At 54.5% G+C, this 24959-nt stretch carries 24 protein-coding genes and 1 rRNA gene; 1 reads left to right on the top strand and 24 read right to left on the bottom strand.

Translation table 11 applies throughout. The features are described from left to right. Positions 1 to 2: 2 nt before the first annotated feature. The 13 genes from rimM to recG form a co-directional block, all read right to left on the bottom strand. A complete protein-coding gene (gene rimM, locus ACR0QW_RS03735) occupies positions 3 to 497 on the bottom strand; it encodes a ribosome maturation factor RimM (RefSeq protein ID WP_432642380.1) in 495 nt (164 codons plus the stop codon). Between the two features lie 4 nt (positions 498 to 501). Next, complete coding sequence (locus ACR0QW_RS03730; RefSeq protein ID WP_071142293.1) at positions 502 to 909, bottom strand: YlqD family protein; 408 nt, start codon at positions 907 to 909, stop codon at positions 502 to 504. An 11-nt stretch (positions 910 to 920) separates the two neighbouring features. Next, positions 921 to 1148, bottom strand: coding sequence for a KH domain-containing protein (locus tag ACR0QW_RS03725; RefSeq protein ID WP_432642379.1), 228 nt, complete (start codon positions 1146 to 1148; stop codon positions 921 to 923). Between the two features lie 11 nt (positions 1149 to 1159). Beyond that, on the bottom strand, positions 1160 to 1432 hold the full coding sequence (rpsP, locus tag ACR0QW_RS03720) for a 30S ribosomal protein S16 (protein WP_432642378.1): 273 nt from the start codon (positions 1430 to 1432) through the stop codon (positions 1160 to 1162). A gap of 28 nt (positions 1433 to 1460) precedes the next feature. Beyond that, complete coding sequence (gene ffh, locus ACR0QW_RS03715) at positions 1461 to 2807, bottom strand: signal recognition particle protein (protein ID WP_432642377.1); 1347 nt, start codon at positions 2805 to 2807, stop codon at positions 1461 to 1463. A 2-nt stretch (positions 2808 to 2809) separates the two neighbouring features. Beyond that, entirely contained in the window at positions 2810 to 3175 is a 366-nt protein-coding gene (ylxM, locus tag ACR0QW_RS03710) for a YlxM family DNA-binding protein (RefSeq protein WP_432642376.1), read from the bottom strand. 72 nt (positions 3176 to 3247) lie between these two features. Continuing rightward, a complete protein-coding gene (locus tag ACR0QW_RS03705) occupies positions 3248 to 3673 on the bottom strand; it encodes a hypothetical protein (RefSeq protein ID WP_432642375.1) in 426 nt (141 codons plus the stop codon). 5 nt (positions 3674 to 3678) lie between these two features. Further along, entirely contained in the window at positions 3679 to 4317 is a 639-nt protein-coding gene (gene thiE / locus ACR0QW_RS03700; RefSeq protein WP_432642374.1) for a thiamine phosphate synthase, read from the bottom strand. Positions 4318 to 4321: 4 nt separating this feature from the next. Then, positions 4322 to 5137, bottom strand: coding sequence for a bifunctional hydroxymethylpyrimidine kinase/phosphomethylpyrimidine kinase (gene thiD, locus ACR0QW_RS03695; RefSeq protein WP_432642373.1), 816 nt, complete (start codon positions 5135 to 5137; stop codon positions 4322 to 4324). 112 nt (positions 5138 to 5249) lie between these two features. Beyond that, on the bottom strand, positions 5250 to 7238 hold the full coding sequence (gene tkt / locus ACR0QW_RS03690; protein ID WP_432642372.1) for a transketolase: 1989 nt from the start codon (positions 7236 to 7238) through the stop codon (positions 5250 to 5252). Positions 7239 to 7405: 167 nt separating this feature from the next. Then, a complete protein-coding gene (locus ACR0QW_RS03685; protein WP_432642371.1) occupies positions 7406 to 8260 on the bottom strand; it encodes a DMT family transporter in 855 nt (284 codons plus the stop codon). Positions 8261 to 8383: 123 nt separating this feature from the next. Beyond that, positions 8384 to 10462 (bottom strand): elongation factor G, encoded by a 2079-nt coding sequence (fusA, locus tag ACR0QW_RS03680; RefSeq protein ID WP_432642370.1) that lies wholly within the window; start codon positions 10460 to 10462, stop codon positions 8384 to 8386. Between the two features lie 186 nt (positions 10463 to 10648). Beyond that, entirely contained in the window at positions 10649 to 12712 is a 2064-nt protein-coding gene (gene recG / locus ACR0QW_RS03675; RefSeq protein ID WP_432642369.1) for an ATP-dependent DNA helicase RecG, read from the bottom strand. A gap of 118 nt (positions 12713 to 12830) precedes the next feature. On the opposite strand from recG, the gene rpmB reads away from it, so the two are divergent. Next, entirely contained in the window at positions 12831 to 13022 is a 192-nt protein-coding gene (gene rpmB / locus ACR0QW_RS03670; RefSeq protein WP_012937850.1) for a 50S ribosomal protein L28, read from the top strand. 64 nt (positions 13023 to 13086) lie between these two features. Here the strand turns inward: rpmB and ACR0QW_RS03665 are convergent, their stop codons facing one another. The 11 genes from ACR0QW_RS03665 to rrf form a co-directional block, all read right to left on the bottom strand. Next, the gene (locus ACR0QW_RS03665; protein WP_432642368.1) at positions 13087 to 13518 is read right to left on the bottom strand and encodes a zinc-ribbon domain-containing protein; all 432 of its coding nucleotides are present in this window, start codon (positions 13516 to 13518) and stop codon (positions 13087 to 13089) included. A 17-nt stretch (positions 13519 to 13535) separates the two neighbouring features. Then, positions 13536 to 13982, bottom strand: a complete 447-nt coding sequence (locus ACR0QW_RS03660) for a PTS sugar transporter subunit IIA (RefSeq protein WP_432642367.1) — start codon at positions 13980 to 13982, stop codon at positions 13536 to 13538. A gap of 164 nt (positions 13983 to 14146) precedes the next feature. Beyond that, positions 14147 to 16216: a polyribonucleotide nucleotidyltransferase gene (pnp, locus tag ACR0QW_RS03655; protein WP_432642366.1), complete on the bottom strand. Its 2070-nt coding sequence runs from the start codon at positions 16214 to 16216 to the stop codon at positions 14147 to 14149. A gap of 122 nt (positions 16217 to 16338) precedes the next feature. Beyond that, a complete protein-coding gene (sufU, locus tag ACR0QW_RS03650; RefSeq protein WP_432642365.1) occupies positions 16339 to 16779 on the bottom strand; it encodes a Fe-S cluster assembly sulfur transfer protein SufU in 441 nt (146 codons plus the stop codon). A 19-nt stretch (positions 16780 to 16798) separates the two neighbouring features. After that, on the bottom strand, positions 16799 to 18028 hold the full coding sequence (locus tag ACR0QW_RS03645) for an aminotransferase class V-fold PLP-dependent enzyme (RefSeq protein ID WP_432642364.1): 1230 nt from the start codon (positions 18026 to 18028) through the stop codon (positions 16799 to 16801). Further along, positions 18028 to 19113, bottom strand: coding sequence for a SufB/SufD family protein (locus ACR0QW_RS03640; RefSeq protein ID WP_432642363.1), 1086 nt, complete (start codon positions 19111 to 19113; stop codon positions 18028 to 18030). The genes ACR0QW_RS03645 and ACR0QW_RS03640 overlap by 1 nt, the downstream gene beginning before the upstream one ends. 16 nt (positions 19114 to 19129) lie before the next feature. Further along, positions 19130 to 20491 carry a Fe-S cluster assembly protein SufB gene (sufB, locus tag ACR0QW_RS03635; protein ID WP_432642396.1) on the bottom strand — a complete coding sequence of 454 codons (1362 nt, stop codon included), beginning with the start codon at positions 20489 to 20491 and terminating at the stop codon, positions 19130 to 19132. Positions 20492 to 20612: 121 nt separating this feature from the next. Continuing rightward, positions 20613 to 21350, bottom strand: coding sequence for a Fe-S cluster assembly ATPase SufC (sufC, locus tag ACR0QW_RS03630; protein ID WP_432642362.1), 738 nt, complete (start codon positions 21348 to 21350; stop codon positions 20613 to 20615). 324 nt (positions 21351 to 21674) lie between these two features. Then, entirely contained in the window at positions 21675 to 23075 is a 1401-nt protein-coding gene (locus ACR0QW_RS03625) for a GntP family permease (RefSeq protein ID WP_432642361.1), read from the bottom strand. Between the two features lie 177 nt (positions 23076 to 23252). Next, the gene (pepD, locus tag ACR0QW_RS03620) at positions 23253 to 24713 is read right to left on the bottom strand and encodes a beta-Ala-His dipeptidase (protein WP_432642360.1); all 1461 of its coding nucleotides are present in this window, start codon (positions 24711 to 24713) and stop codon (positions 23253 to 23255) included. 127 nt (positions 24714 to 24840) lie between these two features. Then, positions 24841 to 24957 (bottom strand): 5S ribosomal RNA (rrf, locus tag ACR0QW_RS03615). Positions 24958 to 24959: the final 2 nt, after the last annotated feature.

Genomic DNA, 24959 nt, shown 5'->3' with positions numbered 1-24959 from the left:
ACTCAGATCCACTCCGGCAGCACAACGACGATTTCTTTCTTTTCCCAGTCAATCTTCCGGATGTTGTCAGCGATGGCCGCCACCAGGATCTCTTCTCCCTGGGGCGAGGCAATGACGAATACATCTGTAGGACCGGGACTGTACACGTCCTTCAGGATTCCCACAGGTTCTCCTTCCGGCGTTACAGCAGCAAAACCCAGGATATCCCGGACATAGAACTGGCCTTCAGGCAAAGGGGGAAGCTCTTCGGGACGCAGGACGATGGTCCGCCCCCGGAGGGTTTCCGCATCGTTCATGGTATTGATGCCCTCCACCTTCATCAGGTACACATTCTTATGCTGGCGCAGGCTCACCACCGTGAATTCCCGGCCGTTGTCCAGGGTGATTTTTTTCAATTTGGCGTACCGCTCCGGATGGTCTGTTTGCGGCATAATGCGAAATTCGCCCCGCACGCCATGCGGGGCGACAATTTTGCCAATCACGATATTCTGTTCCATAGGCTTACGCTCTGAAACCAATCACTTTGCCGTCCTCTACGACGATTTCGGCACCCATGAGAGATTCCAGGTCGCTGCCGACAGTAATCTCTACGGAACGTTCCAGTGTACCATGACCGACTTCACTGCCAATTTCCAGGTTCTCAGCCCGTTCCAGTTTGTCTTTCAACTCCTGGAGAGCACGGCCGCGCTGCGCTTTTTCGTACTCGATCTGCTCCTGGAGAGCCCGAGTTGCGTCAGGACCTGCGGCGGCCTGTTCATTCAGAGCCCGTTTGGCATTGAATTGAAATTGTTCGAAATCCAATTCAGCAGCCTGGACTTGACGTTTCATATCTGCAATGATCTTGGCTTTCAGGTCATCAGTGACCTTGGCCTTGATGACTACAGGCACCCGAACGATCATTTTATCCATGGTAACCACCTTTAATCGATATCTACGATGACTTTTACGTTTTCGCGGGTAGCAGCTGCTTTCATCACCAGACGGATGGCCTTGGCAATGCGGCCTTGTTTGCCGATCACTTTACCCATATCTTCAGGCGCCACGTGGAGTCTGAGAATCACGGAAGAACCGTTCTTCTCCTCCTCCACCTGCACCTCGGAGGGATTATTCACGATAGCCTTAGCAATCACTTCAACTATCTCTTTCATAGTCGTCCTCCTTATTTTGCTGCCTTATCGCCAGCCAGTTTAGCCATCAGGCCCTGCTTGCTGAACATGGAGCGAACCGTATCAGTCGGTTGTGCCCCCTTCTTCATCCAGGACAGAGCTTTTTCTTCATCGATGGTAACCACAGCGGGGTCAACGGTAGAATCGTAAGTCCCTACGGTTTCGATGAAACGGCCGTCACGCGGAGAGCGTTCGTCAGCAACAACGATACGATAGAAAGGGCTCTTTTTAGCACCCATACGTTTCAGACGGATTTTAACTGCCACAACATTCACCTCCTTCAAATGGAATGATTTATTGCATGAAAGGCAGTTTGAATCTGCCCTTCCGTGCATACTTGTTCATACCCTGCATGGTCTTCATGAGCTTTTTGCTCTCTTCGAACTGCTTCAGCAACCGGTTTACATCCTGTACCCGCTGGCCACAGCCGGCCGCGATCCGTTTCCGCCGGGATCCGTTGATGATCCGGGGATTCTGACGCTCCTGCGGTGTCATAGAGTAGATGATGGCTTCCAGCCGGCGGACTTCCTTGCCGTCCAGATCCACACCTTCCAGCTGTTTGGCAAATTTTCCCATGCCGGGAATCATGCTGAGAATGGATTCCAGTGACCCCAGCTTCTTGACCTGTTTCATCTGATCCAGGAACATATCCAGGGTGAATTCATTCTTTTTCATGGACTCGGCCATTTTCCTGGCAGAATCCATATCGATGGCTTCCTGTGCTTTTTCGATCAGGGAGAGCACATCCCCCATACCCAGGATCCGGGAAGCCATTCGATCCGGGTAGAAAGGCTGCAGGGCATCCAATTTTTCACCCATCCCCACGAACTTCACCGGGCAGCTGGTGACAGCCTTTACGCTGAGGACGGCACCGCCACGGGCGTCGCCATCCAGTTTGGTGACCACCAGCCCCGTAATGCCCAGGGCTTTGTTAAAGGAATCGGCTACCGTAACGGCATCCTGACCAGTCATGGCATCCACCACCAGCAGGATTTCGTCCGGATGAACCGCTGCTTTCATGTCTTTCAGTTCATTCATCAGCGTCTCATCCACATGCAGGCGGCCGGCAGTATCGATGAGCACCGTGTCACACAGCAGGGCGTTGGCCCGTTTCAGAGACTCCCTGGCGATTTCCACAGGAGAAACCTGATCTCCCATGGTGAACACCGGCATATCCAGCTGCTTGCCAAGGACTTCCAGCTGGGTGATAGCGGCGGGCCGGTACACATCCCCTGCCACCATCAGCGGCTTTTTGCTGTTCTTCCGCAGGTAGTTGGCCAGCTTGCCCACCGTAGTCGTCTTACCTGCCCCCTGCAGACCCACCAGCATGATCACCGTGGGCGGATTGGCTGCCGTGTTCAGTTTGCTTTGGGTCCCGCCCAGAAGTTCGATCAGTTCTTCGTGGACGATTTTCACGATATATTGGCCAGGAGTCAGGTTGGGGTCCACTTGCTGGCCCATGGCCCGCTCCTTGATCTTTGCGGTAAATTCCTTGACGACCTTAAAGTTCACATCCGCTTCCAGCAATGCCAGCCGGACTTCCCGCAAGGTCTCTTTCAAGTCCTGCTCGGATACGGTCTTCTGGCCCCGCAGTTTCTGGATGGCGGCCGTCAGTTTATCAGTTAGGATTTCAAAAGCCATAATTACCTGCTTTCGTCAATGATGCTTCTCAGGATCTCTTCCACCTTTCCCAGCCGGGGATCGGTGCTGTCACTGGTACGGCAGACTTCCAGGAGCTTGATGGCTCCCCGCAGTTTGAACTGCCTTTCCTGGTCCTGGTGCAGCAGGTGGAGTTTGTCTTCGTATTTTTCCAGGGTCTGTTCCACCCTGCGCAGCAGATCGTACACCGCTTGACGGCTGGTCTGGTTGTTCTCTGCGATTTCCCCCAGTGAAAGGTCATCGTAGAAATACTGTTCCATGATGTTCTGCTGTTTCTCCGTCAGCAGCCCGCCGTAGATGGCAAAGAGCTGGCCGAACCGGATCCGTTTTTCAAATCCATCATCCTGCATGAATATCACCGGGTGTTATTGTACTATAAACGCGAAACCCTGTCAAGGATTTTTCCTTGACAGGGTAATTTTTTATTCCTGGAACAGGCTTTCTTGCTCCGGGCCCCGTTTCCGGAGTTTCTTTTCCTTTTTTCCCTTCTTCTCCGGCTTGTCCGGTACCGGTTTCAGGGAAAACAGATCCTGGTCTCCATACATGACCTTCTTCTGGAGCTGCAAATCCTCTTTTTCCCAGCGCACAGCGTGCCGGGTATACTTTTTCAGCAGCCGGGATTCCGGACGCTTTTCCTTGTTCAGGTTGATTAGATCGTAGGCTTCGGTGATCATCCGGCCCAGCACGGAGTTGACTCCGTTGGAAGTGCTTTCCCGAACCGCATCCTGGTATTCCTGGAACAGTTCCGGATCGTTCTGGATGAACAGGAATACCTGATCCACAATCCGCCGGGTGAATCGGGTCAGCACCTTCTTTCCCAGCTGCTCGGCTTTCAAATCGCTGGCCACGCTCCTCACCCTTTCTGCTTGTGTTCAGCCGCCAGGGCCTTCAGCCGCCTTACGGCAGCAGTAATGTCGTCCGCTCCCAGGATGCCGCTGATCATGGCACAGCCTGCTGCGCCCTGGTCCAGCACTTCACTGTACTGGGCTTCATGGATGCCGCCGATCCCCACCACGGGAATCCGGACAGCTTCCACCACCTGGCGGAACACGCCGGGCGCCAGTACGGAAGCATCCTTCTTGCTGCCGGTAGGATACAGCGCCCCCACGCCCAGATAATCAGCTCCCTTGCGCTGGGCTTCTACAGCTTCTTCCACATTGTGGGCGGAAATCCCGATGATCTTGTCCCGGCCCAGGACTGCCTGGGCCTTCTCGATGGCTTCATCCTCCTGGCCCAGATGGACCCCATCAGCATCCAGGGCTTTGGTCACATCCACATTGTCATCGATCAGGAACGGTACCTGATACTTCCGGCACAGGGCCTTCACCTTTCGTCCCTCCTCCAGGAGCTCTGAAAAGGATGCCTTCTTTTCCCGCAGCTGCAGCAGGGTCACGCCAGCCTTCAGTGCCTCCTCTACAGCGGCATAGAAATCCCGCCCCCGGAGGCAGTGCCGGTCCGTCACCAGATACACACTCAAGTCAAAATCTTTCATAGCTTCACTCCCAGTTAGCTTTCCGATACAGTTCCACGAAATGGTGGATGGGACCATGTCCATGACCTACCGCCAAACCGTTCTGGATACCCAGAGCCACGTAGGCTTTGGCCTTTTCCACCGCTTCCGGCAGGGAAAGTCCCGCTGCCAGTTCACAGGCCAGAGCTGAAGACAGGCTGCAGCCCGTACCATGGGTATTGGGATTGCTGCTCCGTTCTCCGGTGAACCATTTGCCATGGAGCCAGCTGCCTTCTCCCGGGTACAGCAGATAATCATCTGCCGTTTTGGTCAGATGCCCGCCCTTCAGGAGCACCGCCCGGGCCCCCTGCTGGCAGATGACGGCCGCCGCCTGTTCCATATCCTTCTGGCTCTGGATGGACAGTCCGGACAGCACTTCCCCCTCCTGCATATTGGGAGTGATTAGCGTGGCCAGGGGCAGCAACTGTTCCTGCAGATCCTTCCGGGCATCCTTTTCCAGCAGATAGGCCCCGGAGGTGGCCACCATTACCGGATCCACCACCAGCACTTTGGGTTTGTACTGGCGCATTTTCCGGGCAATGGCCCGGATTACCGGCGAAGTGGAAACCATCCCCACTTTTACAGCATCCACCCGGATGTCGGAAAATACCGCATCGATCTGTGCTTCCACTACTTCCGGATTGATATTCTGGATGGCCGTAACACCAGTGGTATTCTGGGCCGTCACGGCCGTAATCACGCTCATACCATAGCATCCATGAGCCGCAAACGTCTTCAAGTCAGCCTGGACTCCCGCCCCACCAGAAGAATCCGAGCCGGCAATGGTCAATAAATGGAGCATATCTATTCCTTTCTTTTTGGAAAAGGAGCTGTGCAAAATTTCCACAGCTCCTTTCCTGCATTCACTGGTCACTGGCGGTCAGCCACCAATCACGAACCACCAGCCACGCAACTTATTTCAAGTTTTCCACCATTTCCACTACATGATCCACGGTAAACCCGAATTTTTCATAAACGATCTTACCAGGAGCAGAGGCCCCGAACCGGTTGATGCCCAGCACTCTGTCCTCGCTGCCGGTATAGCGAGCCCATCCCGTAGTCACGCCGGCTTCCAGGGCGATGGCCGGTACATCCTTCGGCAGGACTTCCGTCTTGTAAGACTCGCTCTGTTTTTCGAACACATCCCAGCTGGGCATGGAAACCACCTGGACACCGATTCCTTTTTCGTCCAATGCTTTCTGGGCAGCCAGAGCCAGATGCACTTCGCTGCCGGTGGCGATGATGGTGGCCTTCACCTCGTCTCTGGGAGACGGGCTCAGCACATAGGCACCCTTCACAGCGCCCTCAGCGATGGTTTTTTCGTAGTCATGCAGCACGGGCATGCCCTGCCGGGTCAGCAGCAGACAGGTGGGCTGTTTGCGATTTTCGCAGGCAGCCTTCCAGGCCACAGCCGTTTCCAGGGCATCCGCCGGACGGAATACGGAAACGTTGGGAATCAGCCGCAGGCTCATGGCCTGCTCGATGGGTTCGTGGGTCGGGCCGTCTTCTCCAACGAAGATACTGTCGTGGGTATAGACGAAGACACTGCCGATGCCCATCAAGGCAGCCATCCGCACAGCCGGACGCATGAAGTCGGCGAACACCAGGAACGTAGCTCCGAAGGGGATGATGCCGCCATGGAGGCACAGGCCGTTCACAATGCAGCCCATGGCATGTTCCCGGATCCCGAAATGGATGTTCCGGCCAGCATGGTCTTCCGCAGAGAAGAAACCTTTGCCTTTCATTTCCGTTTTGTTGGAGGGACCCAGGTCGGCACTGCCGCCGATCAGGGCAGGTACCTTGTCCGCCAGCAACTGCAGCAGGGTACCGGAAGCGGCACGGGTGGCCACGGCATCCGTATCCTGGAAAGCCTTCAGCAATTCCTGCAGATCCAGATCCAGTTTGCCTTCCAGACGGTCGGTGAATTCCCGGGCCAGTTCCGGATAGGCCTTGCCATAGTCTTCCACCAGGTTGTTCCAGTCATCTTCGTCCTTCTGGCACTGAGGCAGTTTGTCAGCAAAATGTTTCTTCACTTCATCCGGCACCACAAAGGACTTGCCGCCATCCCAGCCGGCTGCTTCCTTTGTCCTGGCCACATTTTCCACGCCCAGCGGTTCGCCGTGGGCGCTGGCCATATCCTGACGGGGGCTGCCAAATCCGATATGGGTCTTCACGATGATCAGGGACGGTTTTTTCGTTTCCTTCCTGGCAGCTTTTACAGCTTCCGTCAGAGCTTCCACATCTTCGGAGGAACCTACCCGCAACACCTGCCAGCCATACGCTTTGAACCGTGCACCTACATCTTCCCGGAAGGCAATGTCCGTGCTGCCTTCGATGGTAATCTTGTTGTCATCGTACAGGAAAATCAATTTGCCCAGGCCCAGGGTCCCGGCCAGAGAAGCGGCTTCGGAAGCGACGCCTTCCATCTGGTCTCCGTCGGACGTGATGCCGTAGGTATAGTGATCGACGATGTCATACCCTTCCTTGTTATAGCGGGCGGCCAGCATCCGTTCGGCCATGGCCATGCCCACTGCCATGGCAAAACCATGGCCCAGAGGACCGGTGGAAACATCCACACCGGGGGTCACGCCATATTCCGGATGGCCCGGGGTCTTGCTGCCCCATTGCCGGAAGTTTTTCAGGTCGTCCAGGCTCAGGTCGTATCTGGCCACGTGGAGCATGGCATACAGCAGGGCACTGCCATGGCCCGGAGACAAGATGAACCGGTCCCGGTTGAACCAGCTGGGATTTTCGGGATTGTATTTCATGAACCGGTCCCACAGGGTATACATCAGAGGTGCCGTACCCAGCGGCAGGCCAGGGTGCCCGGAGTTGGCCGCCTGCACCTCATCGATGGATAAAAAACGCAGGGTGTTGATGCTTTCCGTATCAATATTTTTCATGAAAAAATTTCCCTCCATAACGCTCGAAAAATAGTGTGCACAATCATTCATTTTGATTATAGGCCATTTGATTGGGTAAAGCAAGGAAAAATGGGGCACTGTCCACGCAGTACCCCATTTGGATTGGCAGGAAACCGTCCTCTCTTGTTTCTCCATTCGAACCAGCCTTATTTCCGCGCGATCAGCAATACACTGCCCAGTACGATCAATGCTCCGCCGATCCAGGAATACAGGCTCAGCCGTTCGCCCCACAGCAGGTATCCTGACAGGATGTGGAACAGGATGCCCGTGTACATTACGAAGTTCATGATGGCGGGATGGATATGGGTACAGCTCCAGGTCAGGGAGACCTGTCCCAGCAGGGCCGAAGCTGCCAGTTCCAGGATCCAGAGCCACTCCGCTCCCTGGGGCCAGACTGCCTGCCCCTGGGCCATGAGTACCAGCCCGCCCAGCATGCTGTACACCTGGAAGTAGTATACCAGTTCTGTCTGGGAATGACCGCCACGCTCTGTCAGACGGCCGATGCACACATAGGCGCAGGCCGCAAACAGGGCCGACAGGATGCCGAAGACAGCAAATCCATTGAAGGAACTGAAATTCCAGACCTGGAGCACGATGGCCGCCCCGGCCGCAATCATTACCAGCCAGGGGACCACATTCCGCCCCAGCTTCGCCTTCAGAAACAGGGGCGACAGCAGGCACATGAAAAAAGCCGACAGCTGGGTCAGGATTTCCGCATCCCCCAGTTTCAGTCCCTGCAGGCAGTAAAAAAAGAACAGCAGACAGGCGCAGCCGAAAATTCCCCGCAGGTGGAGCAGCAGCCGGTCCCTGCCTGAAAACACAGGTACCCCTTCCCGCCGGGCCATAAAAGGCAGGAAGAGAAGCCCCAGCAGGCCCCGGAAAAACGTAATTTCTCCGGTGCCCATATGGATCAGCACCTTGGCCCCCACATCCATAGTGGTAAAGAACAGGGCCGCCAGGATGGAAGCCAGGATGCCTTTGGTGGTAGTCGATAATCCCATGGAAGCCTCCCAGTACGCAGAAATTGGTTCTATTATAGCATATCAGTGGCTGGTGGCTAAATGATTAGTGGTTAGTGTCTGATGACAAAAAGGGAGCTATGAAAAATCACAGCTCCCTTTTTCCTATTTCTTCGCTTCTTCCTTTTTGGCGTTGGCTTCGGCAATGATCTTTTCCGCCAGTTTGGGCGGTATATCTTCGTAGTGGTCGAACTTCATTTCAAAGGACCCGGTGCCCTGGGTCAGGGCCCGCAGATCCACAGCATAATCCAGGATTTCCGCATAAGGGATCTGGGCCTTTACGCAGGCCCGGCCGTCATCTTCCGTCTGCATGCCCAGGATCCGGCCCCGTTTGCTGTTCAGATCGGAGATGATGTCCCCAGTAGTCCGGTCATCGCAGTACACATCCAGGTTGTAATACGGTTCCATCAATACCGGCTTGGATTGTTCAGCGGCTTTCTGGAAAGCCATGTGGGAAGCCACTTTGAAGGCCATTTCCGAGGAATCCACCGTATGGTAGGAGCCATCCAGCAGGGTAATTTTCAGGTCTACCACCGGATACCCGGCCAGAATACCATGTTCCATGGATTCCTTCATGCCCTTTTCCACCGCCGGGATGTACTGCCGGGGCACAGCGCCGCCGAAGATCTTGTCTTCGAATACGAACCCGGAACCCGGAGGCAGCGGTTCCATCCGGATGACCACATCACCGTACTGGCCATGGCCGCCTGTCTGTTTCTTGTACTTGCCTTCCACTTCCGCAGAGCCCCGGATGGTTTCCCGGTATTCCACCATGGGCGGTCTCAATACCGCTTCCACACCGAATTTCCGTTTCATCCGTTCCATGAGGATTTCCAGATGCTGATCCCCCATGCCGCTGATCAGGGTTTCCTTGGTCACCGGGTTCCGGCTGACGATGAAGGTGGGATCTTCGTCCATCAGTTTGCCCAGAGCCGAAGCGATCTTGTCTTCGTCCCCCTTCTTCCTGGGAGAGATGGCCCGGCTGTACATGGGCAGCGGATATTCGATGGGTGCGAACTGCACCGGTGCATTCTTGTCGCTCAGGGTATCGCCGGTCATGGTGAACTGCAGACGGGAAACCACCCCGATATCCCCGGCCACAATGGCCTTCATGGGAATCTGCTTCTTGCCCCGCAGGGTACAGATGGTACCCACTTTTTCCACTTCATCCCGGCTGGAGTTGTACACGGTGCTGTCCGCCTTGATGATGCCGGAGAACACCCGCACAAAGCTCATCCGGCCCACAAAAGGATCGGATGTGGTCTTGAACACCAGAGCCGCCATGGGAGCGTTGGAGTCATGCCGCACCACTTCGCCGGTCTTCAGATCCTTGACATGGTATTCGTTCAGTACGGCCGGGAAGGTATAGTCCACAATGGCGGACAAAGTCCGGCCCAGGCCGATGTTCTTAAAGGCGCTGCCGCACAGCACCGGGAAGATGATCCCCTGCCGGATGCCTTTGACCAGGCAGCTCATCACTTCTTCGTCAGAAATGTTTTCTCCCTCCAGGTATTTTTCCATGATGTCATCGTCGGCTTCTACCGCAGCTTCCACCATCTTGTCATGGGCATCCTGCACCCAATCCTTCAGCTCATCGGGCACTTCGATCTCGTCCGCACCATTGCCGTTGCCCTTATAGGCCTTCTGGTTGAAGACATCGATGACGCCGCAGAAACTTTCTTCCTTGCCCAGGGGCAGTTCCAGGGGCAGGATCCGTTTGCCGATCTTGGCCCGGAGGTTATCCAGGATATTGTCGTAATCGGCATTTTCCCGGTCCATCTTGTTCACGAAGATCAAACGGGGCAGACCAGCTTCTTCAGCCAGTTTCCAGCACTGTTCCGTCCCGATCTGCACACCGCTGGTGGCGCTGACTACGATCAGCACGCTGTCCACAGCACGGAATGCACCCTTCACTTCCGCCACAAAATCAGCAAAGCCCGGGGTATCGATAAAGTTGATCTTGACATCCCGCCATTCTACAGGAGCCAGGGTAGCGCTCACAGAGACACCCCGTTTGATTTCTTCCGGTTCAAAGTCCGTCGTAGTCTGTCCGTCTTCCACTTTGCACATCCGGCTGATGGCGCCACTGCGATACAGCAGAGCCTCTGTCAGAGAAGTGGTCCCTGCACCGCCGTGCCCTACGATTGCCACGTTTCTGATTTTATCGCCTGTATACTCTTTCACCGTACAGCCCCCTTTGATCTGTATTCTTTGTTCAGGCATGCCCCGCAAAGGGAGCGGCCCTTTCTTATCCGATGGTACTCTTTTTCGGGAAAGAGCTCCTGTTTTCCTGCTTTTGCCAGAAAATTTTCTCTTTTCTCGCAAAGCAAAAAGGAATGTGTAACGATAGATACACATTCCTTTGTAAAATTACGCATGAAAGATTCTTTCAAACCGGCCGTCAAACTGCGTAGTAGCTGCCGCCTGCTCCACCTCTCTGGCAGTCTGCGGATCGCTCATGGCCCATTGGGCCGCCTTCCGGGCTTCCACCAGGGTATCCGTATCCCGCAGGATATCTGCGATGTACAGATCCGACAGCCCATGCTGCCGCAGCCCGAAAAACTGGCCGGCGCCCCGCAGCTCTAGATCTTTTTCCGCCAGCAGGAACCCGTCGCTGCAGCTGCGCATGATCTGCAGCCTTTCCAGTGTCACCGGATTGGTAGAAGAAGTAAGCAGCACACAGTAGGACTGAGCGCTGCCCCGGCCTACACGGCCCCGCAGCTGGTGCATCTGGGCCAAGCCGAACCGGTCCGCTCCTTCGATGATCATCAGCGTGGCGTTGGGCACATTCACACCCACTTCTACCACCGTAGTAGTAATCAGCACCTTTGTCTCGTTTTTGGCAAAGCTTTCCATCACCGCATCCTTTTCTTCCGGTTTCATCCGGCCGTGGAGCAGCCCGCAGGGAATGTCTTTCAGATAGCCGTGGGTCAGTTCGTCGTACAGATCGGATGCCGCCCTGGCATCCATCCCCTCGCTTTCTTCGATGAGGGGACATACCACATAAGCCTGGTGTCCCTCCTGGACCTGATGGATCAGTCCTTTGTACACAGCAGGCCGCTTATCTTCCGTATAACACAGGGTCTGCACCGGCTTCCGTCCCGGGGGCATGCCTTTCATCAGCGACACATCCAGATCCCCGTACACAGTCAGGGCCAGAGTCCGGGGAATGGGCGTAGCCGTCATGATGAGCACATGAGGAGCATACTGGCTCTTGGCCTGCAGTTTCGCCCGCTGTGCCACCCCGAACCGGTGCTGCTCATCGGTGATGGCGAGAGCCAGGGAGTGGAACACCACCGCGTCCTGGATCAGGGCATAGGTTCCCACTACCGCCTGGATGGAACCATCTGCCAGGCCTTCCAGCACCTCCCGCCGCCGTTTAACCGTAAGCCCGCCGGTGAGAAGTGCCGTGCGGATACCTGCCGGTTCCAGTACTTTCTGCATTTCCTGATAATGCTGCTCTGCCAGGATTTCTGTAGGCGCCATCAAACAACCCTGGTATCCGTTTTCCACGGCCTTGGCCAGAGCCAGCATGGCCAGGGCCGTCTTGCCGCTTCCCACGTCCCCCTGCACCAGCCGGTTCATGGGTTCCGGGTTCTGCATATCGTCGTCGATCTCCTGCCAGGCCTTTTTCTGACTGTCCGTCAGTGCAAAGCCCAGCTGCTTCCGCACCCTGTCCACCAGCTTCCCGCTGCGGGCCATCTTGATGCCCCGGCTGTCCCTTTTGATCTCCACCCGGTGGTGGAGCAGACCACACTGCAGGAAAAACAGTTCCTCAAAAATGAACCGCTGCCGTGCTTTTTCCAAAAGCTCCGGACTTTTGGGGAAGTGGATGTTCTCCAGAGCTTCCAGACGCGGCAGGAAATGCCTGGCACGCAGGAGAGGTTCCGGCAGACATTCCGGCAGTTCCTTCCGGGCCAGCCCCAGGGCCTGCCGCACGGCGCTTCGCACATTGTTCTGGGTCAGGCTGCCGGACAGGGCATAGGTGGGCAGTATGCCAGGCGCTTCCGCCTTTTCATCCTTCACATGGGACAGGCTGGCCGCTGTCACGCTTTTGGCCGTGCGTCCCAGATTCACCTTGCCGATGACGAACACCTCATCCCCGGTATGGTACACCCTGGTCATGTAGGTCTGGGCCCCGAACAGGACGATTTCCGCAAAACCGGTGCCGTCCCCCACCGTGATGGTGGCATACTTCATGTTCCGCATGCTCCGCCGGTTGTTCAGCCGTACGATGGATCCCTTGAACAGCTGCATGGAACCATCTGTAGCCAGTTCTGCAATGGTCTTCACATGGGAATAATCCAGATAGCATCCCTGCCGGGGAAAATGGTTCAGCAGATCGCCGATGGTCACAACGTTGATGTTTTCGAATTCCAGGGCCTTTTTAGGCCCGATGCCCTTGAGTTTGGTAACTGGTTCCTGCCACCACATGTTGAATTTCTCCTTTTCTCGTAGTTTTCCACTTGCAATTATAAACTCTTTTGTGTTAAAATAGCTATATTGGTTTTAAAAAATTAGCATTGCCTTATAACTTGAAGGAGGTGGGACCATGGCATGCATCTGTGAAATCTGCAACAAAGGTGAGCTGTCCGGTAACAACGTCAGCCATTCCAATAGACATGTAAAACGTTCTTGGAAACCTAACGTTCAAAAGGTTAAAGCGGTGGTAGACGGTGAAGTGAAGAGCATCAACGTGTGCACTCGCTGCTTACGTTCCGGCAAGGTAACCCGCGCCATCTAAGCTTATAGGTTACGGATAGAAAAAGCTGTGAAGAAATGGATTTCCATTCCTTTACAGCTTTTTTTTACACCTTCGCCCCGCAGAATGGACAGAATACCGCATTTTTCGGCAGCACGGCCCTGCACTTGGGACAATTCCGCTGCTCCAGGTACGCCTGGACTTTTTCCTCGAACAGAGCCACGAACTGATCCGTTTCCCGATTCTGGGGTTTCAGGCTATACACTTCGATCCGTTTCTTGTGGATGTCCACGATCACCGTGCAGCCATCCTTCAGAGGCTGTACCGCAAAGACGATTTCCTTCCGCTTGGGCCTGCCGAACAGGAAACTTTTTTCTCCCGTAAGCAGGGACCCGTTCAGCAGCATCCCGGCATCATCCTGCTTTTCCACATCCACTTTCATCTCCCGGCACACCTGCAGTCCCAGTTCCCAGGCCACCGCCGGCGCCAGGTTGTAATTGTTCTCGATGAAGCTGCCGCCACTGCCATTCACGTGCATGATTTTCCCTCCTGACGTCAGTTCAGAGTCACTGTAAGACCCATATCCTTGCCGGCAGCAACCGGCCCCTGGGCACCTTTTTCCAGCTTAGCTACCTTGTCTCCGTTGGTGATGACCAAAGGCGTAGAAAGGTCACAGCCCCTGGCTTTCAAGGCTTCCAGATCGAAATTCAGCAGCACCTGCCCGGCTTTCACCCTGTCCCCGGTCTTCACCCGGGCCTGGAAACCCCGTCCCTGCTGTTCCACCGTATTGAGGCCGATGTGGAGCAGGATTTCCAGTCCATGCCCTTCTGTCAGCGCAATGGCATGGGCCGTATCCGGCACATAACTGACCACCCCGTCACAGGGAGCCACCAGTTCCCCCTTTTCCGGCAGGAAGGCCACTCCATCCCCCAGCATTTTCTGGGCAAAGGCTTGGTCCTTTACCTGTTCCAGCGGAATCAGGCTTCCAGTTACCGGTGCCATCAGTTGTACTTTCGTTTTTCTAAAAAAGAATCCCATCGGGAAGTACCTCACTTTATCTGATATTGTCTTTATTGTAGCATGAAAAAGGAGCTGTGAAACACATCTTTCACAGCTCCTTTCCATGAGAACCAGCAGTGCCGGATTTCTCCAGCCACTGACATATGTTATTTCAGGCATGCCTTCCGGGACAGGTTCAAACGGCCTTTGGAGTCGATTTCCACCAGTTTGACCACGATTTCATCGCCCACATTGACCACGTCTTCCACTTTGGCCACCCGTTCCTTGGCCAGTTGAGAAATATGGACCAGGCCTTCCCGGCCAGGCATGAATTCTACGAAAGCCCCGAAGTTCATGATCCGGGTCACCTTGCCTGTGTAGATCTTGCCTACTTCCGGTTCCGCAGTAATATCCTTGATGGTCTTGATTGCTGCATCGGCAGATTCACTGTTGGCGGCAGCGATGTAAACAGTGCCATCATCATTGATATCGATCTGGGCACCGGTATCTTCCACGATTTTCTTGATCACCTTGCCCCCAGGTCCGATGATGTCTTTGATCTTGTCCGGGTTCACTTTGATGGTGGTGATCTTGGGAGCGTACTTCTTCAGCTGCTTCCGGGGTTCAGGGATGCATTCCAGCATCTTGCCCAGGATGAAGGCACGGCCCTTCTTAGCCTGCTGCAGGGCATCATGCAGGATGTCCTTGGTCAGCCCGTCCACTTTGATATCCATCTGCATGGCAGTGATGCCCTTGGCAGTACCAGCTACCTTGAAGTCCATATCACCCAGTGCGTCTTCCAGCCCCTGGATATCGGTCAGGATAGTATAGTGTTCCCCTTCTTTCACCAGGCCCATGGCCACGCCGGAAACCGGAGCCTTGATGGGCACACCGGCATCCATCAGGGACAGGGTGCTGGCACAGGTGCTGGCCATGGAAGAAGAACCATTGGATTCCAGGACTTCGGAAACCAGACGGATGGTATACGGGAATTCTTCTTCGCTGGGGATCACCGGCAGCAGAGCCCGTTCAGCCAGGGCGCCATGGCCGATTTCCCGGCGGCCCGGGCTGCGCAGAGGCTTTGTCTCGCCCACGCAGTAAGGCGGGAAGTTATAATGATGGATGTAGCGTTTGGTCTGTTCCACCAGACCGTCCAGAGTCTGGGCTTCCCGCAGGGGAGCCAGGGCCAGGCAGTTCAGCACCTGAGTCTGGCCACGGGTAAACAGGCTGCAGCCATGGGGCCGGGCCAGCATGCCCACTTCGCAGCTGATCGGCCGAACTTCGTCCAGGGCACGGCCGTCCGGACGGATCTTATCCACGGAAATGGTATGCCGTACCACAGCCTTGATCAGCTTTTGGGTGATATAAGCTACATCCACTTCATTGTCAGGATATTTTTCAGCAAAATGAGCGGCAATGTCTTCCTTCACCAGCTGTACGTTCTTGTCCCGATGCAGTTTGTCCGCATCCATCAGGGCAGCCCGCAGCTTTTCTTCGCCGTATTCCTTGATTTCAGCCACCAGTTCCGCAGGCGGAGTATACAGAGGGACTTCCATTTTGGGTTTGCCCACTTCCGCCTGGATCTTTTCCTGGAATTCTACCAGTTTCTTGATTTCCCCATGGGCGAACCAGATGGCATCCAGCATCACATCCTCAGAAACTTCCTTGGCGCCGGCTTCCACCATCAGGATGGCGTCCTTGGTACCGGCCACAACCAGGTTCAGTTCGCTGACCTTGGCCTGTTCCACCCTAGGTTCCACGATGAACTGCCCGTCGATCAGGCCTACCCGCACACCGGCGATGGGCCCTTCGAAGGGGATATCGGAAATGGACAGGGCGCAGGAAGCACCGATCATAGCCGGAATATCCGGAGCGTTGTCAGGATCCACAGACACGGCCGTAGCCACAATCTGCACATCGTTGTGATACCCTTCCGGGAACATGGGGCGGATGGGACGGTCGATCAGACGGGAAGTCAAAATGGCCGTTTCAGCCGGTCTGCCTTCTCTGCGCAGGAACCCTCCGGGGATCTTACCCACTGCATACATCTTCTCTTCAAAATCCACGGTCAGCGGGAAGAAATCCACTCCTTCTCTGGGGGTATCGGTACCCGTCACCGCAACCACTACAGCGGTTTCACCGTAGCGGACCAGAACAGCACCATTTGCCTGTTTGGCAATCTTACCGGTCTCGATGGTAAGGGTCCGGCCTCCAAATTCCGTACTAAAACTATGCATTCCTCTGCATCCTCCTTATATTTCTCTCTTGACATTATGGGTAGATTATACTACACGACGCGGGAAAAAGCTAGAAAAAAGCGGCTGCCACTCCAGGTAGCAGTCGCTTTTCAGCAGTCAATTTATTCTTTTTCCTGTTCTTCCAGGGCATCTTTCAGGGTATGCCAGGCCAGGACCGCACATTTTACCCGGGCCGGCATATTGGAGATGTTCTTCAAAGCGATGGCGTCGTCCAGTTCTTCCAATTTGCTGTCATCGGTTTCTTCCCTCTTGATCATGGCCAGGAACAGGTTCACCAGACGCAGGGCTTCCTTCACGCTCTTGCCCTTGATCAGGTCGATCATGATATCCGTGGAAGCCTGGCTGATGGCACAGCCATGGCCTGTATAGGCCGCATCCTTGATCATGCCGCCCTGGATATCCGCCTGCAGGGTGATATCATCCCCGCAGCTGGGGTTGTGGCCATGTTCCTGCAGATTGTGGGGTTCCAGTTCGTGCTTATTGGCCTGATCCTGGTTGTGCTCCAGGATAATATCCGAATACAGCTGATTCATATCTTCCATCAAAAACTCCCCTTTTGCATCAGTCTTTGAAGCCCATGACTTTCCGGACTTCCGGCAGCTTGGACAGGAAGTAATCCACTTCTTCCAAGGTGTTGTAGATATAGAAGCTGGCCCGGTTGGAAGCTTCCACCTGGAGATGAGCTCCCAGAGGCTGGGCACAGTGATGGCCGCTGCGGATGGCGATGCCGTAGCTGTCCAGGATGGTGGCTGCATCATGGGGATGGACCCCGTCGATGGTAAAGGAGATGACCCCAGTCTTTTCCGTTACATCCGTAGATCCCAGGATATGGATATGAGGCAGTTTCAGCATGCCTTCCAGGCAGCGCTTCGTCAGCTCTTCCTCATGCTTTTCCACATGATCCATACCGATGGCTTCCAGATAATCGATTGCTGCATGCAGGGCCACAGCTCCTTCCACATTCTGGGAACCGGCTTCAAACTTATAGGGCAGTTCGTTGAAGGTGGTGGTCTGTTCCTGGACGTATTCGATCATATCGCCGCCCAGCAGGAACGGTTCCATTTCCTCCAGCAGTGCCTTTTTGCCGTACACCACACCGGTGCCGGTGGAGCCCATCATCTTGTGTCCGGAGAATACGAAAAAGTCGCAGTCCAGTGCCTGCACATCCGTTTTCATATGAGGGACGGACTGAGCCCCATCCACGATGGCAATGGCTCCCACTTTGTGAGCCCGGTCCACGATTTCCCGTACCGGCCGTTTCATGCCCAGTACATTGCTGACAGCAGCAAAAGAAACAATTTTGGTCCGCTCATCGATCTTGGCCAGATCTTCGTCCGTAAAGTGACCGGTTGCGTCCAGATACATATAGACCAGTTCAGCCCCAGTCTTCTGGCAGGCTCTCTGCCAGGGCACCAGGTTGGAATGGTGTTCCGAAATGGGGATCACCACTTTGTCGCCCTTATGCAGATGGGTCTCCCCATAGCTGCGGGCGATCAGGTTCAGGCCTTCTGTGGAGTTCCGTACAAAGATCACTTCTTCGAAGTGTTTGGCGTTGATGAATTTCCGGACAGCTTCCCGTGCCTCATCGTATACCTGGCCGGCTTCGATGGACAGCACATGGGCCCCCCGATGGGGATTGCCGTTATGATGTTCCAGGAAGTCCACCATGGCAGCGATGACCTGATAAGGCTTCTGGGTAGTGGCAGCGTTGTCGAAATACACCAGCGGATGCCCATTATGGACTTTTTTCAAAATCGGAAAATCACTGCGAATATCCTTCAACATAGCCATCAGTTTCCTTTCCGGCTTCCCTGCTGCATCTTGCTGCGTACAGCCTGGAGGGCCTTGTCTTCTAATTCACTGTCACCCAGCCGGTCGATGACCGGCCGGATGTTGCTTTCCACGATGATCAGCTGTGCACCCGCTTCATCGAAGCCACGGCTCATCAGATAAAACAGCATATCCTTGTCGATCTGACCGGAACTGGAAGCATGGTTCCCCACCACATCATCTTCCTTGCACAACAGCAGCGGAACAGAAATGGAGTGTACACCTTTATTCAACAGCAGGCACACATCGGATTCATCCCCCACGGCCTTCTTGCCGCCCCGGAGAAAGTCGATCGTACCCCGGAAGTACTTCTTGCTGGTGCCCATCAGAGCCCCGGTGGTCAGAATATTAGTCCCGGTCTTGCAGCCCCTGGTGGGAACCAGGTAGGAATAATCGAACAGCTGGTCCTTATCGCCCAGGTACATGGAAGCACTGTCGAATTCGGCTTCATCGTGATCCAGTTTGGCCACCACATTCACCACATTCTGTCGGCCGCCCACTTCAGCGCTGACGAATTTCACACTGGCTTCTTTTCCTTCCCGGACGAGCCGGGCATCGATGTGCCGCACCCGGTCGCCATGGACCTGCACCTTGCTGATCTGCACCTGAGCGCCTTCCCCGGCGTCCACGTACTGCAGCAGATCCACCAGGCCGTTTTCCGCATCCCCGTCGAACAACTCGTACACCTGTACTTTGCTGCCCTTGCCGGCGGTCACTTTCAATTGACCCACCAGCTTGGGAACGGTTTCACTCACCGTATAGGTAATCCAGACAGAGGCTTCTGCCCCTTCCGGAACCGTTACGGCGCAGCTTGCATTGCCGCCCTTCAGGGCCAGTTCCAGGGATTCTTTGCTGGCTCCCTGAAAATCACCCAGATCAGGCAGGGCATTTCCTTGATACGGTTCAGCTTCCACCTGGCCTTCTTTGCGGATGACCAGTTCCACCGGCTTCAATTCCTGTACCGGTTCCTGGTCCAGCTCCAGATGGTTCACTTTCATCCAGCGGAAGGTGGGACGCGGCAGTTCGTTGAATTGTTCTTTGCTCATGTTCTCCGCCTCCCTCTTACATGGAACCTTTCAGTTCCAGATTGATCAGATTGTTCATTTCTACGGCATATTCCAGCGGCAGGGCCTTGGAAACAGGATCCACGAATCCGCGGACCAGCATGGCCCGTGCCTCGTCCTCACTGAGCCCGCGGCTCATCAGATAGAAGATGGCTTCATCGGAAATCCGGCCGATTTTGGCTTCATGGCCCAGGTCCACGTTGTCATTCTTGATCACGATGGCCGGGATTGTATCCGACTGGGACTGTTCATCCAGCATCAGAGATTCACAGCTTACATTGGATTTAGACCCTTCGGCACATTCGTTGATCACCACACTGCCCCGGTAAATGCACACACCGCCGTCCTTGGAAATGGACTTGGAGTTGATGTTGCTGGTGGTATGGGGAGCATTGTGCACCACTTTGGACCCGGTATCCAGGTATTGACCCTTACCGGCGAAGGTGACACCCGTGAATTCGCAGTGGGCCCCTTCCCCGTTCAGGATGCTCATGGGATACAGGCAGGAAGTATGGGACCCGAAGGAACCGGTCACCCAGTTGATGGTGCCGTTCTTGCCTACGATGGCCCGTTTGGTGTTCATGTTGTACATGTTCTTGGACCAGTTTTCAATGGTGGAATAGGTCAGGGTTGCATCGTCTCCGATAAACAGTTCCACGGCACCGGCGTGCAGGTTGGCCACGTTGTATTTCGGAGCGGAACAGCCTTCGATGAAGTGCACCTTGGCTCCTTTTTCCACGATGATCATGGTATGTTCAAATTGCCCGGCACCCGGAGCATTCAGCCGGAAATAGCTCTGCAGAGGAATGGACACATCCACCCCTTCCGGTACGTATACGAAAGAACCGCCGGACCATACAGCCCCGTGCAGGGCCGCAAATTTGTGGTCTGTGGGCGGGATCAGTTTCATGAAATGCTCCCGCACGATGTCTTCATATTTCTTTACAGCAGTATCAAAATCCGTATAGATGACACCCTGTTTGGTCAGTTCGTCCTGGATGCTGTGATACACCACTTCGGAGTCATACTGGGCACCCACACCGGCCAGAGAAGTCTTTTCTGCTTCAGGGATCCCCAGACGGTCAAAGGTATCTTTGATGTCGTCCGGCAGATCGTCCCAGCTGGCACTCATGCGGGCATTGGGCCGTACGTACGTAACGATGTTGTCCATGTCCAGGCCGCTGATGTCCGGCCCCCATACCGGGTACGGCATCTGATAATAGATGTCCAGGGCCTTCAGACGGGCATCCAGCATCCATTTCGGTTCATTTTTCTTGGCAGAGATCTCCCGTACCACGTCCGGAGTCAGCCCGGCATTCGTCTTGAATTCGTGGTTGGAATCCTTCTTGAAGTCGTACATATTGTTGAAGTCGGTCAGGGCGTCGATCTTCTGCCGTTCACTCTGCAGCTTTTTTTCGTCCGCTTGGGTTTCCCGGGCGAATTCTGCTTTCTTTTCTTCCGTCATATCGCTCACCGCCCTGTTATTTCTTATAAGCGTCGTAGCCGTTGGCTTCGATTTCCTGGATCAGGGAAGCTTCCCCGGTCTTCACGATCCGGCCGTTGATCAGCACATGGACCACATCCGGATGCAGCTTTTGCAGGATCTCACTGTGATGGGTGATGATCAGCAGGGAGTTGTTTTCATCATGGTACTGGTTCACGGCTTCAGATACGATCCGTACCGCATCCACATCCAGGCCGGAGTCGATTTCATCCAGCATGGTCAGTTTCGGTTCCAGCATGCACATTTGCAGGATTTCGTTCTTTTTCCGTTCGCCGCCGGAAAACCCGTCATTGACATACCGTTCCGCATAGCTTCTGTCCATGGACAGTGCATCCATTTCCTTGTGCAGGGCTCTCCGGAAGGGCATGATCCGCTGTTTTTCACCGGTAATGGTGCCCTTGGCATTGCGGATGAAGTTTTCTACCGAGATACCCTGGACGGAGATAGGAGCCTGGAAGGCCATGAAGATTCCTGCTTTGGCCCTTTCGTTCACCGGTGCATGGGTGATGTCTTTTCCCTCAAAATAAATATGGCCTTCGGTCACTACATATTTGGGGTTGCCCATAATGGTATTGAACAGGGTGGATTTGCCGGCCCCATTGGAGCCCATGATCACATGGGTCTCCCCTTTGTTGATGACCAGATCCAGGCCTTTCAGGATTTCTTTACCTTCGACGGCAACTTTTAATCCTTCCACGCGTAATAATTCACTCATCGTAACCTCTCCTACCCACAGGCCCCTCAATGCCCGTGTATTTAATCTAAGCATATTGCTCTTGTATCTTACCGCTCCGTATCCGGTCCCCTGCGCAGGGAAAACGGATCGTGGGAAAATAAGAAATAGGGTGTCATTCCAGGTGACTACTGTAACCAAAAAATATTCACCTGCAGTCTTTCCCTATTATAAACGATTTTCCCCCATTCGGCAATATATCATAGCACCGATGGGGGATATTTTTTTCGGTTTTATTGTTTCATACCATACAAAAAGGGGCTGTGAAAAAATGCTTTTCACAACCCCTTGATCCTTTGGATGGAATCAGCCAAAGATCAGATACAGGATGTACACATTGATCATAGCAGCGATACCGGTGACCAGAGTCCCCAGGGTCTGTGCCTTGTACCCATCCTGTACTTCCATATCCCCGAAGTTGGTGACAACCCAGAAATAGGAGTCGTTGGCATGGGATACCGTCATGGCACCGGCGCCGATGGCAATGACGGTAATGGCTGCCAGCATGGGGGTACCCAGTCCCAGAGTGCCCATCAAAGGTGCCATGATCCCGGCTGTGGTGGTAATGGCCACCGTGGAAGACCCCTGTGCAGTCTTCAGGATGGCCGACAGCAGGAACGGGAAGAAGATGCCCAGGCTGGCCAGGGTGTTGGAATTGGCCTTGATGAAGGCTACCATGCTGGTGGAAGCGATGACCTTGCCCAGTACGCCGCCAGCAGCAGTGATGAACAGGATGGGGCCAACCACTTTCAGGGTATCATCGGTAATCTGGTAGAACGCCTTCATCTTGTCTTCCACATTGCTCTGCATCAATACCAGGATGCCCAGGATGACGCCCACGCTGATGGCGATGATAGGAGTCCCCAGGAATTTGATGATGTCACTCTGGTTCCCGGCCATGGCCATGGCACTGGACAGGCCCATGAGGATGATGGGGACCACAATGGGAGCGAAGCTCATGAACGCACTGGGCAGCTGACCGTAGCTCTTGATCAGATCTTCATAGGTCTGCTGGGTTCCAGCCGGTTCCGTGGCTTCTGCTTTTTCTTCCTTGGATTGCACTTTGGTGCCGATGTAGTTGGCATAGAAGTAGGCGGCAATCATGGGCAGGATGGAAGAAGCGGCGCCCAGACCGATGACCAGGATCAGGTTGGGTTCCAGGCCCATCCCTTCATAAATGGTGTTGGCTGCTGCAATAGGGCCGGGGGTCGGCGGAATGAAGCAGTGGGCAATGTACAGGCCCATGGACATCGTTACTGCAGTGGCTACTGCCGAGCAATGGGTCCGCCGTACCAATGCTTTCCGGATGGGGTTCAGGATAACGAACCCGCTGTCACAGAACACGGGGATGGAAACGATCCAGCCCATGATGAGTACTGCCAGGCTGGTATTGTTCTTCCCCACCAGCCGGACCACGCAGTCGGCCATTTTCAGGGCCGCACCGGTCTTTTCCAGCAGGGTGCCGATCAAAGCCCCCATGATGATGACGATGCCGATGCTGGTAAAGGTGCCGGCAAATCCGGCGCTGACCACATCAGCAATACCCAGGACCTTTCCATGCTTCACCAGAGGGATTCCGCCGAGCAGGCCAAAAATCACGGAAACCGCCAGGATAGCCAGGAAAGGATGGATACGGAATTTCGAAATTGCGACAATCATGACAATGATAGCAATAATAAAAGCAAAAATCAAAGGTAAACCTGTCATGTGTTCCACATCCCCTCTCAAAGAATGAAAATTCAAAATTTGGCCTGTTATCACGTAATAGTATACGCTATTTTTCAAAAATGTAAACTGCTTTTTTGTGATAACGGGTATAAGAAAAAGGGAATACTGCCTGGACAGCACTCCCTTTGAAAAATTTTTCATTCAATTTTTCATGTATCAAAGCTTCGTCAATTCCGTCAGGGTCCCGGCGATGATGGCAGCCAGCCGGGCGCAGCTGTCCAGCTCCACACTTTCGTCGGCACTGTGGATGTTGTGGGTATCCGGTCCCACGCTGACAATATCCAGATGCGGAGCCACAGCGTAAAAAAGGCCCGTTTCCAGACCTCCATGGATGGCTTCCACTTTGGGTGAAGTACCCAGTACCTGTTCATCGATCCTACGGATCACCGGCAGCAGATGGCTTTCCGGATTTTCCTTCCAGGCAGAGAACGGCGCTCCCAGATGCAGCTGGAACCCAGTCACACGGGCGAACACCGGAAGGTTCCGGGCAAACTCCTCCATTCGTTCATTGGAGGAAGAACGGGGGAAATACTCCACCCGCACCGTATCCTTTTCCAGCTGCAGGGTAGCCAGGTTGGCGGACAGGTCCGGCAGGGTGGAAAGGTTCTGGTTCATGGCAAAGACGCCCGTATGGAGCAGCAGCAGCAGATTGATCAGAGCTTCCGTATCAGCCCGGGACCAGACCTGTGCCGGAGCAGCTGCTTCCTCAGCCATAACCTGCAATGTGGTTTCCACCATTCCGTAAATGACTTTCTGGCTTTTTTCTTCCTCAGCCACCAGTTTTTCAGCATTGGCGATCTGGGCCTTCGGCAGAACAATCAGAGCATGGGCTTCGCTGGGGATGGCATTGGCAGCTGCCCCGCCGGCTGCTTCTACCAGCCGATAGGGAATCCCTGCCCGGTTCAGCCGTTCCAGAGCCTGGGTCAGGGCCTTCAGGGCATTGCTCTTGCCTCTGTTGATGGTCTCACCGGAATGGCCTCCCAGGAACCCTTTGGCAGAAATCTGGAGCGCACCGTCATAAGGATTGGCTTCAACAGTCACTTTGCGGCTGAAATCCGTGTGGAGGCTGCCGGCAGAAGCCACCACGATGGTATCCAGGGCTTCGCTGTCGCAGTTGATCAGATACGCAGCATCTTGCAGCCATTTGGGATCCAGATTCGCAGCGCCAGTAGTATTCACTTCCTCATCCACTGTAAAAATCAGACGCAAAGGACCATGGGAAAAATCCTGCTGCAGCAGATAGAAAAAAATGGCAGCCGCCATACCATCGTCAGCTCCCAGGCTGGTGCCATCCGCATGGAGCACATTCCCTTCCCGTACCAGCCTGATGGGATCTCTCAAGGGATCATACTTCACACCAGGCCTGGCCACACAGACCATATCCATATGGCCCTGGAGCAGAGTCAGAGGCACGTTCTCACAGCCCTCTGCAGCCGGCACATCGGCAATCACATTGTTCACTGCATCCTGGCAGACCACAGCACCCAGTTCCTGCAATCGTTTCACCAGATAATCGCTGACCGCCCTTTCATGACCGGATTTCCGGGGGTGGGCCGCCAGTCCGGCAAATTCTTTTACGATGCCGTCAATGACGGTTTTCTGATTTGTTGGTAACATGATGCAATCGTACCTCCTATATCTATTCCATATTTATTCGCTTACAGTATACCGGCAGGAAGCAAAAAAAGGAAGGCCAGAGACGCAAAAAGGAAGAGCACCGCAAATGCGATGCTCTTCCTGGCTTAACCGGCAGCTCCCTATCCTCCCGGAGCGTTTCCACTCGAGTACTTTCGGCGTATAAGGGCTTAACTGCTGTGTTCGGCATGGGAACAGGTGGATCCCCTTAGCTATCACCACCGGATT

The sequence above is a fragment of the Acidaminococcus sp. genome, assembly GCF_050873445.1.
In the GTDB taxonomy this organism is placed as follows: Bacteria; Bacillota; Negativicutes; order Acidaminococcales; family Acidaminococcaceae; genus Acidaminococcus.
Note: the sequence above shows the minus strand (reverse complement) of the source record. Positions and strands in the feature narration are given on the sequence as shown.

Coding starts and splice junctions, on each gene's coding strand:
- rimM (WP_432642380.1), bottom strand. CDS start 497: ATGGAACAGAATATCGTGATTGGCAAAATTGTCGCCCCGCATGGCGTG.
- ACR0QW_RS03730 (WP_071142293.1), bottom strand. CDS start 909: ATGGATAAAATGATCGTTCGGGTGCCTGTAGTCATCAAGGCCAAGGTC.
- ACR0QW_RS03725 (WP_432642379.1), bottom strand. CDS start 1,148: ATGAAAGAGATAGTTGAAGTGATTGCTAAGGCTATCGTGAATAATCCC.
- ffh (WP_432642377.1), bottom strand. CDS start 2,807: ATGGCTTTTGAAATCCTAACTGATAAACTGACGGCCGCCATCCAGAAA.
- ylxM (WP_432642376.1), bottom strand. CDS start 3,175: ATGCAGGATGATGGATTTGAAAAACGGATCCGGTTCGGCCAGCTCTTT.
- thiE (WP_432642374.1), bottom strand. CDS start 4,317: ATGAAAGATTTTGACTTGAGTGTGTATCTGGTGACGGACCGGCACTGC.
- thiD (WP_432642373.1), bottom strand. CDS start 5,137: ATGCTCCATTTATTGACCATTGCCGGCTCGGATTCTTCTGGTGGGGCG.
- tkt (WP_432642372.1), bottom strand. CDS start 7,238: ATGAAAAATATTGATACGGAAAGCATCAACACCCTGCGTTTTTTATCC.
- ACR0QW_RS03685 (WP_432642371.1), bottom strand. CDS start 8,260: ATGGGATTATCGACTACCACCAAAGGCATCCTGGCTTCCATCCTGGCG.
- recG (WP_432642369.1), bottom strand. CDS start 12,712: ATGTGGTGGCAGGAACCAGTTACCAAACTCAAGGGCATCGGGCCTAAA.
- rpmB (WP_012937850.1), top strand. CDS start 12,831: ATGGCATGCATCTGTGAAATCTGCAACAAAGGTGAGCTGTCCGGTAAC.
- ACR0QW_RS03665 (WP_432642368.1), bottom strand. CDS start 13,518: ATGCACGTGAATGGCAGTGGCGGCAGCTTCATCGAGAACAATTACAAC.
- ACR0QW_RS03660 (WP_432642367.1), bottom strand. CDS start 13,982: ATGGCACCGGTAACTGGAAGCCTGATTCCGCTGGAACAGGTAAAGGAC.
- pnp (WP_432642366.1), bottom strand. CDS start 16,216: ATGCATAGTTTTAGTACGGAATTTGGAGGCCGGACCCTTACCATCGAG.
- sufU (WP_432642365.1), bottom strand. CDS start 16,779: ATGGAAGATATGAATCAGCTGTATTCGGATATTATCCTGGAGCACAAC.
- ACR0QW_RS03645 (WP_432642364.1), bottom strand. CDS start 18,028: ATGGCTATGTTGAAGGATATTCGCAGTGATTTTCCGATTTTGAAAAAA.
- ACR0QW_RS03640 (WP_432642363.1), bottom strand. CDS start 19,113: ATGAGCAAAGAACAATTCAACGAACTGCCGCGTCCCACCTTCCGCTGG.
- sufB (WP_432642396.1), bottom strand. CDS start 20,491: ATGTACGACTTCAAGAAGGATTCCAACCACGAATTCAAGACGAATGCC.
- sufC (WP_432642362.1), bottom strand. CDS start 21,350: ATGAGTGAATTATTACGCGTGGAAGGATTAAAAGTTGCCGTCGAAGGT.
- ACR0QW_RS03625 (WP_432642361.1), bottom strand. CDS start 23,075: ATGACAGGTTTACCTTTGATTTTTGCTTTTATTATTGCTATCATTGTC.
- pepD (WP_432642360.1), bottom strand. CDS start 24,713: ATGTTACCAACAAATCAGAAAACCGTCATTGACGGCATCGTAAAAGAA.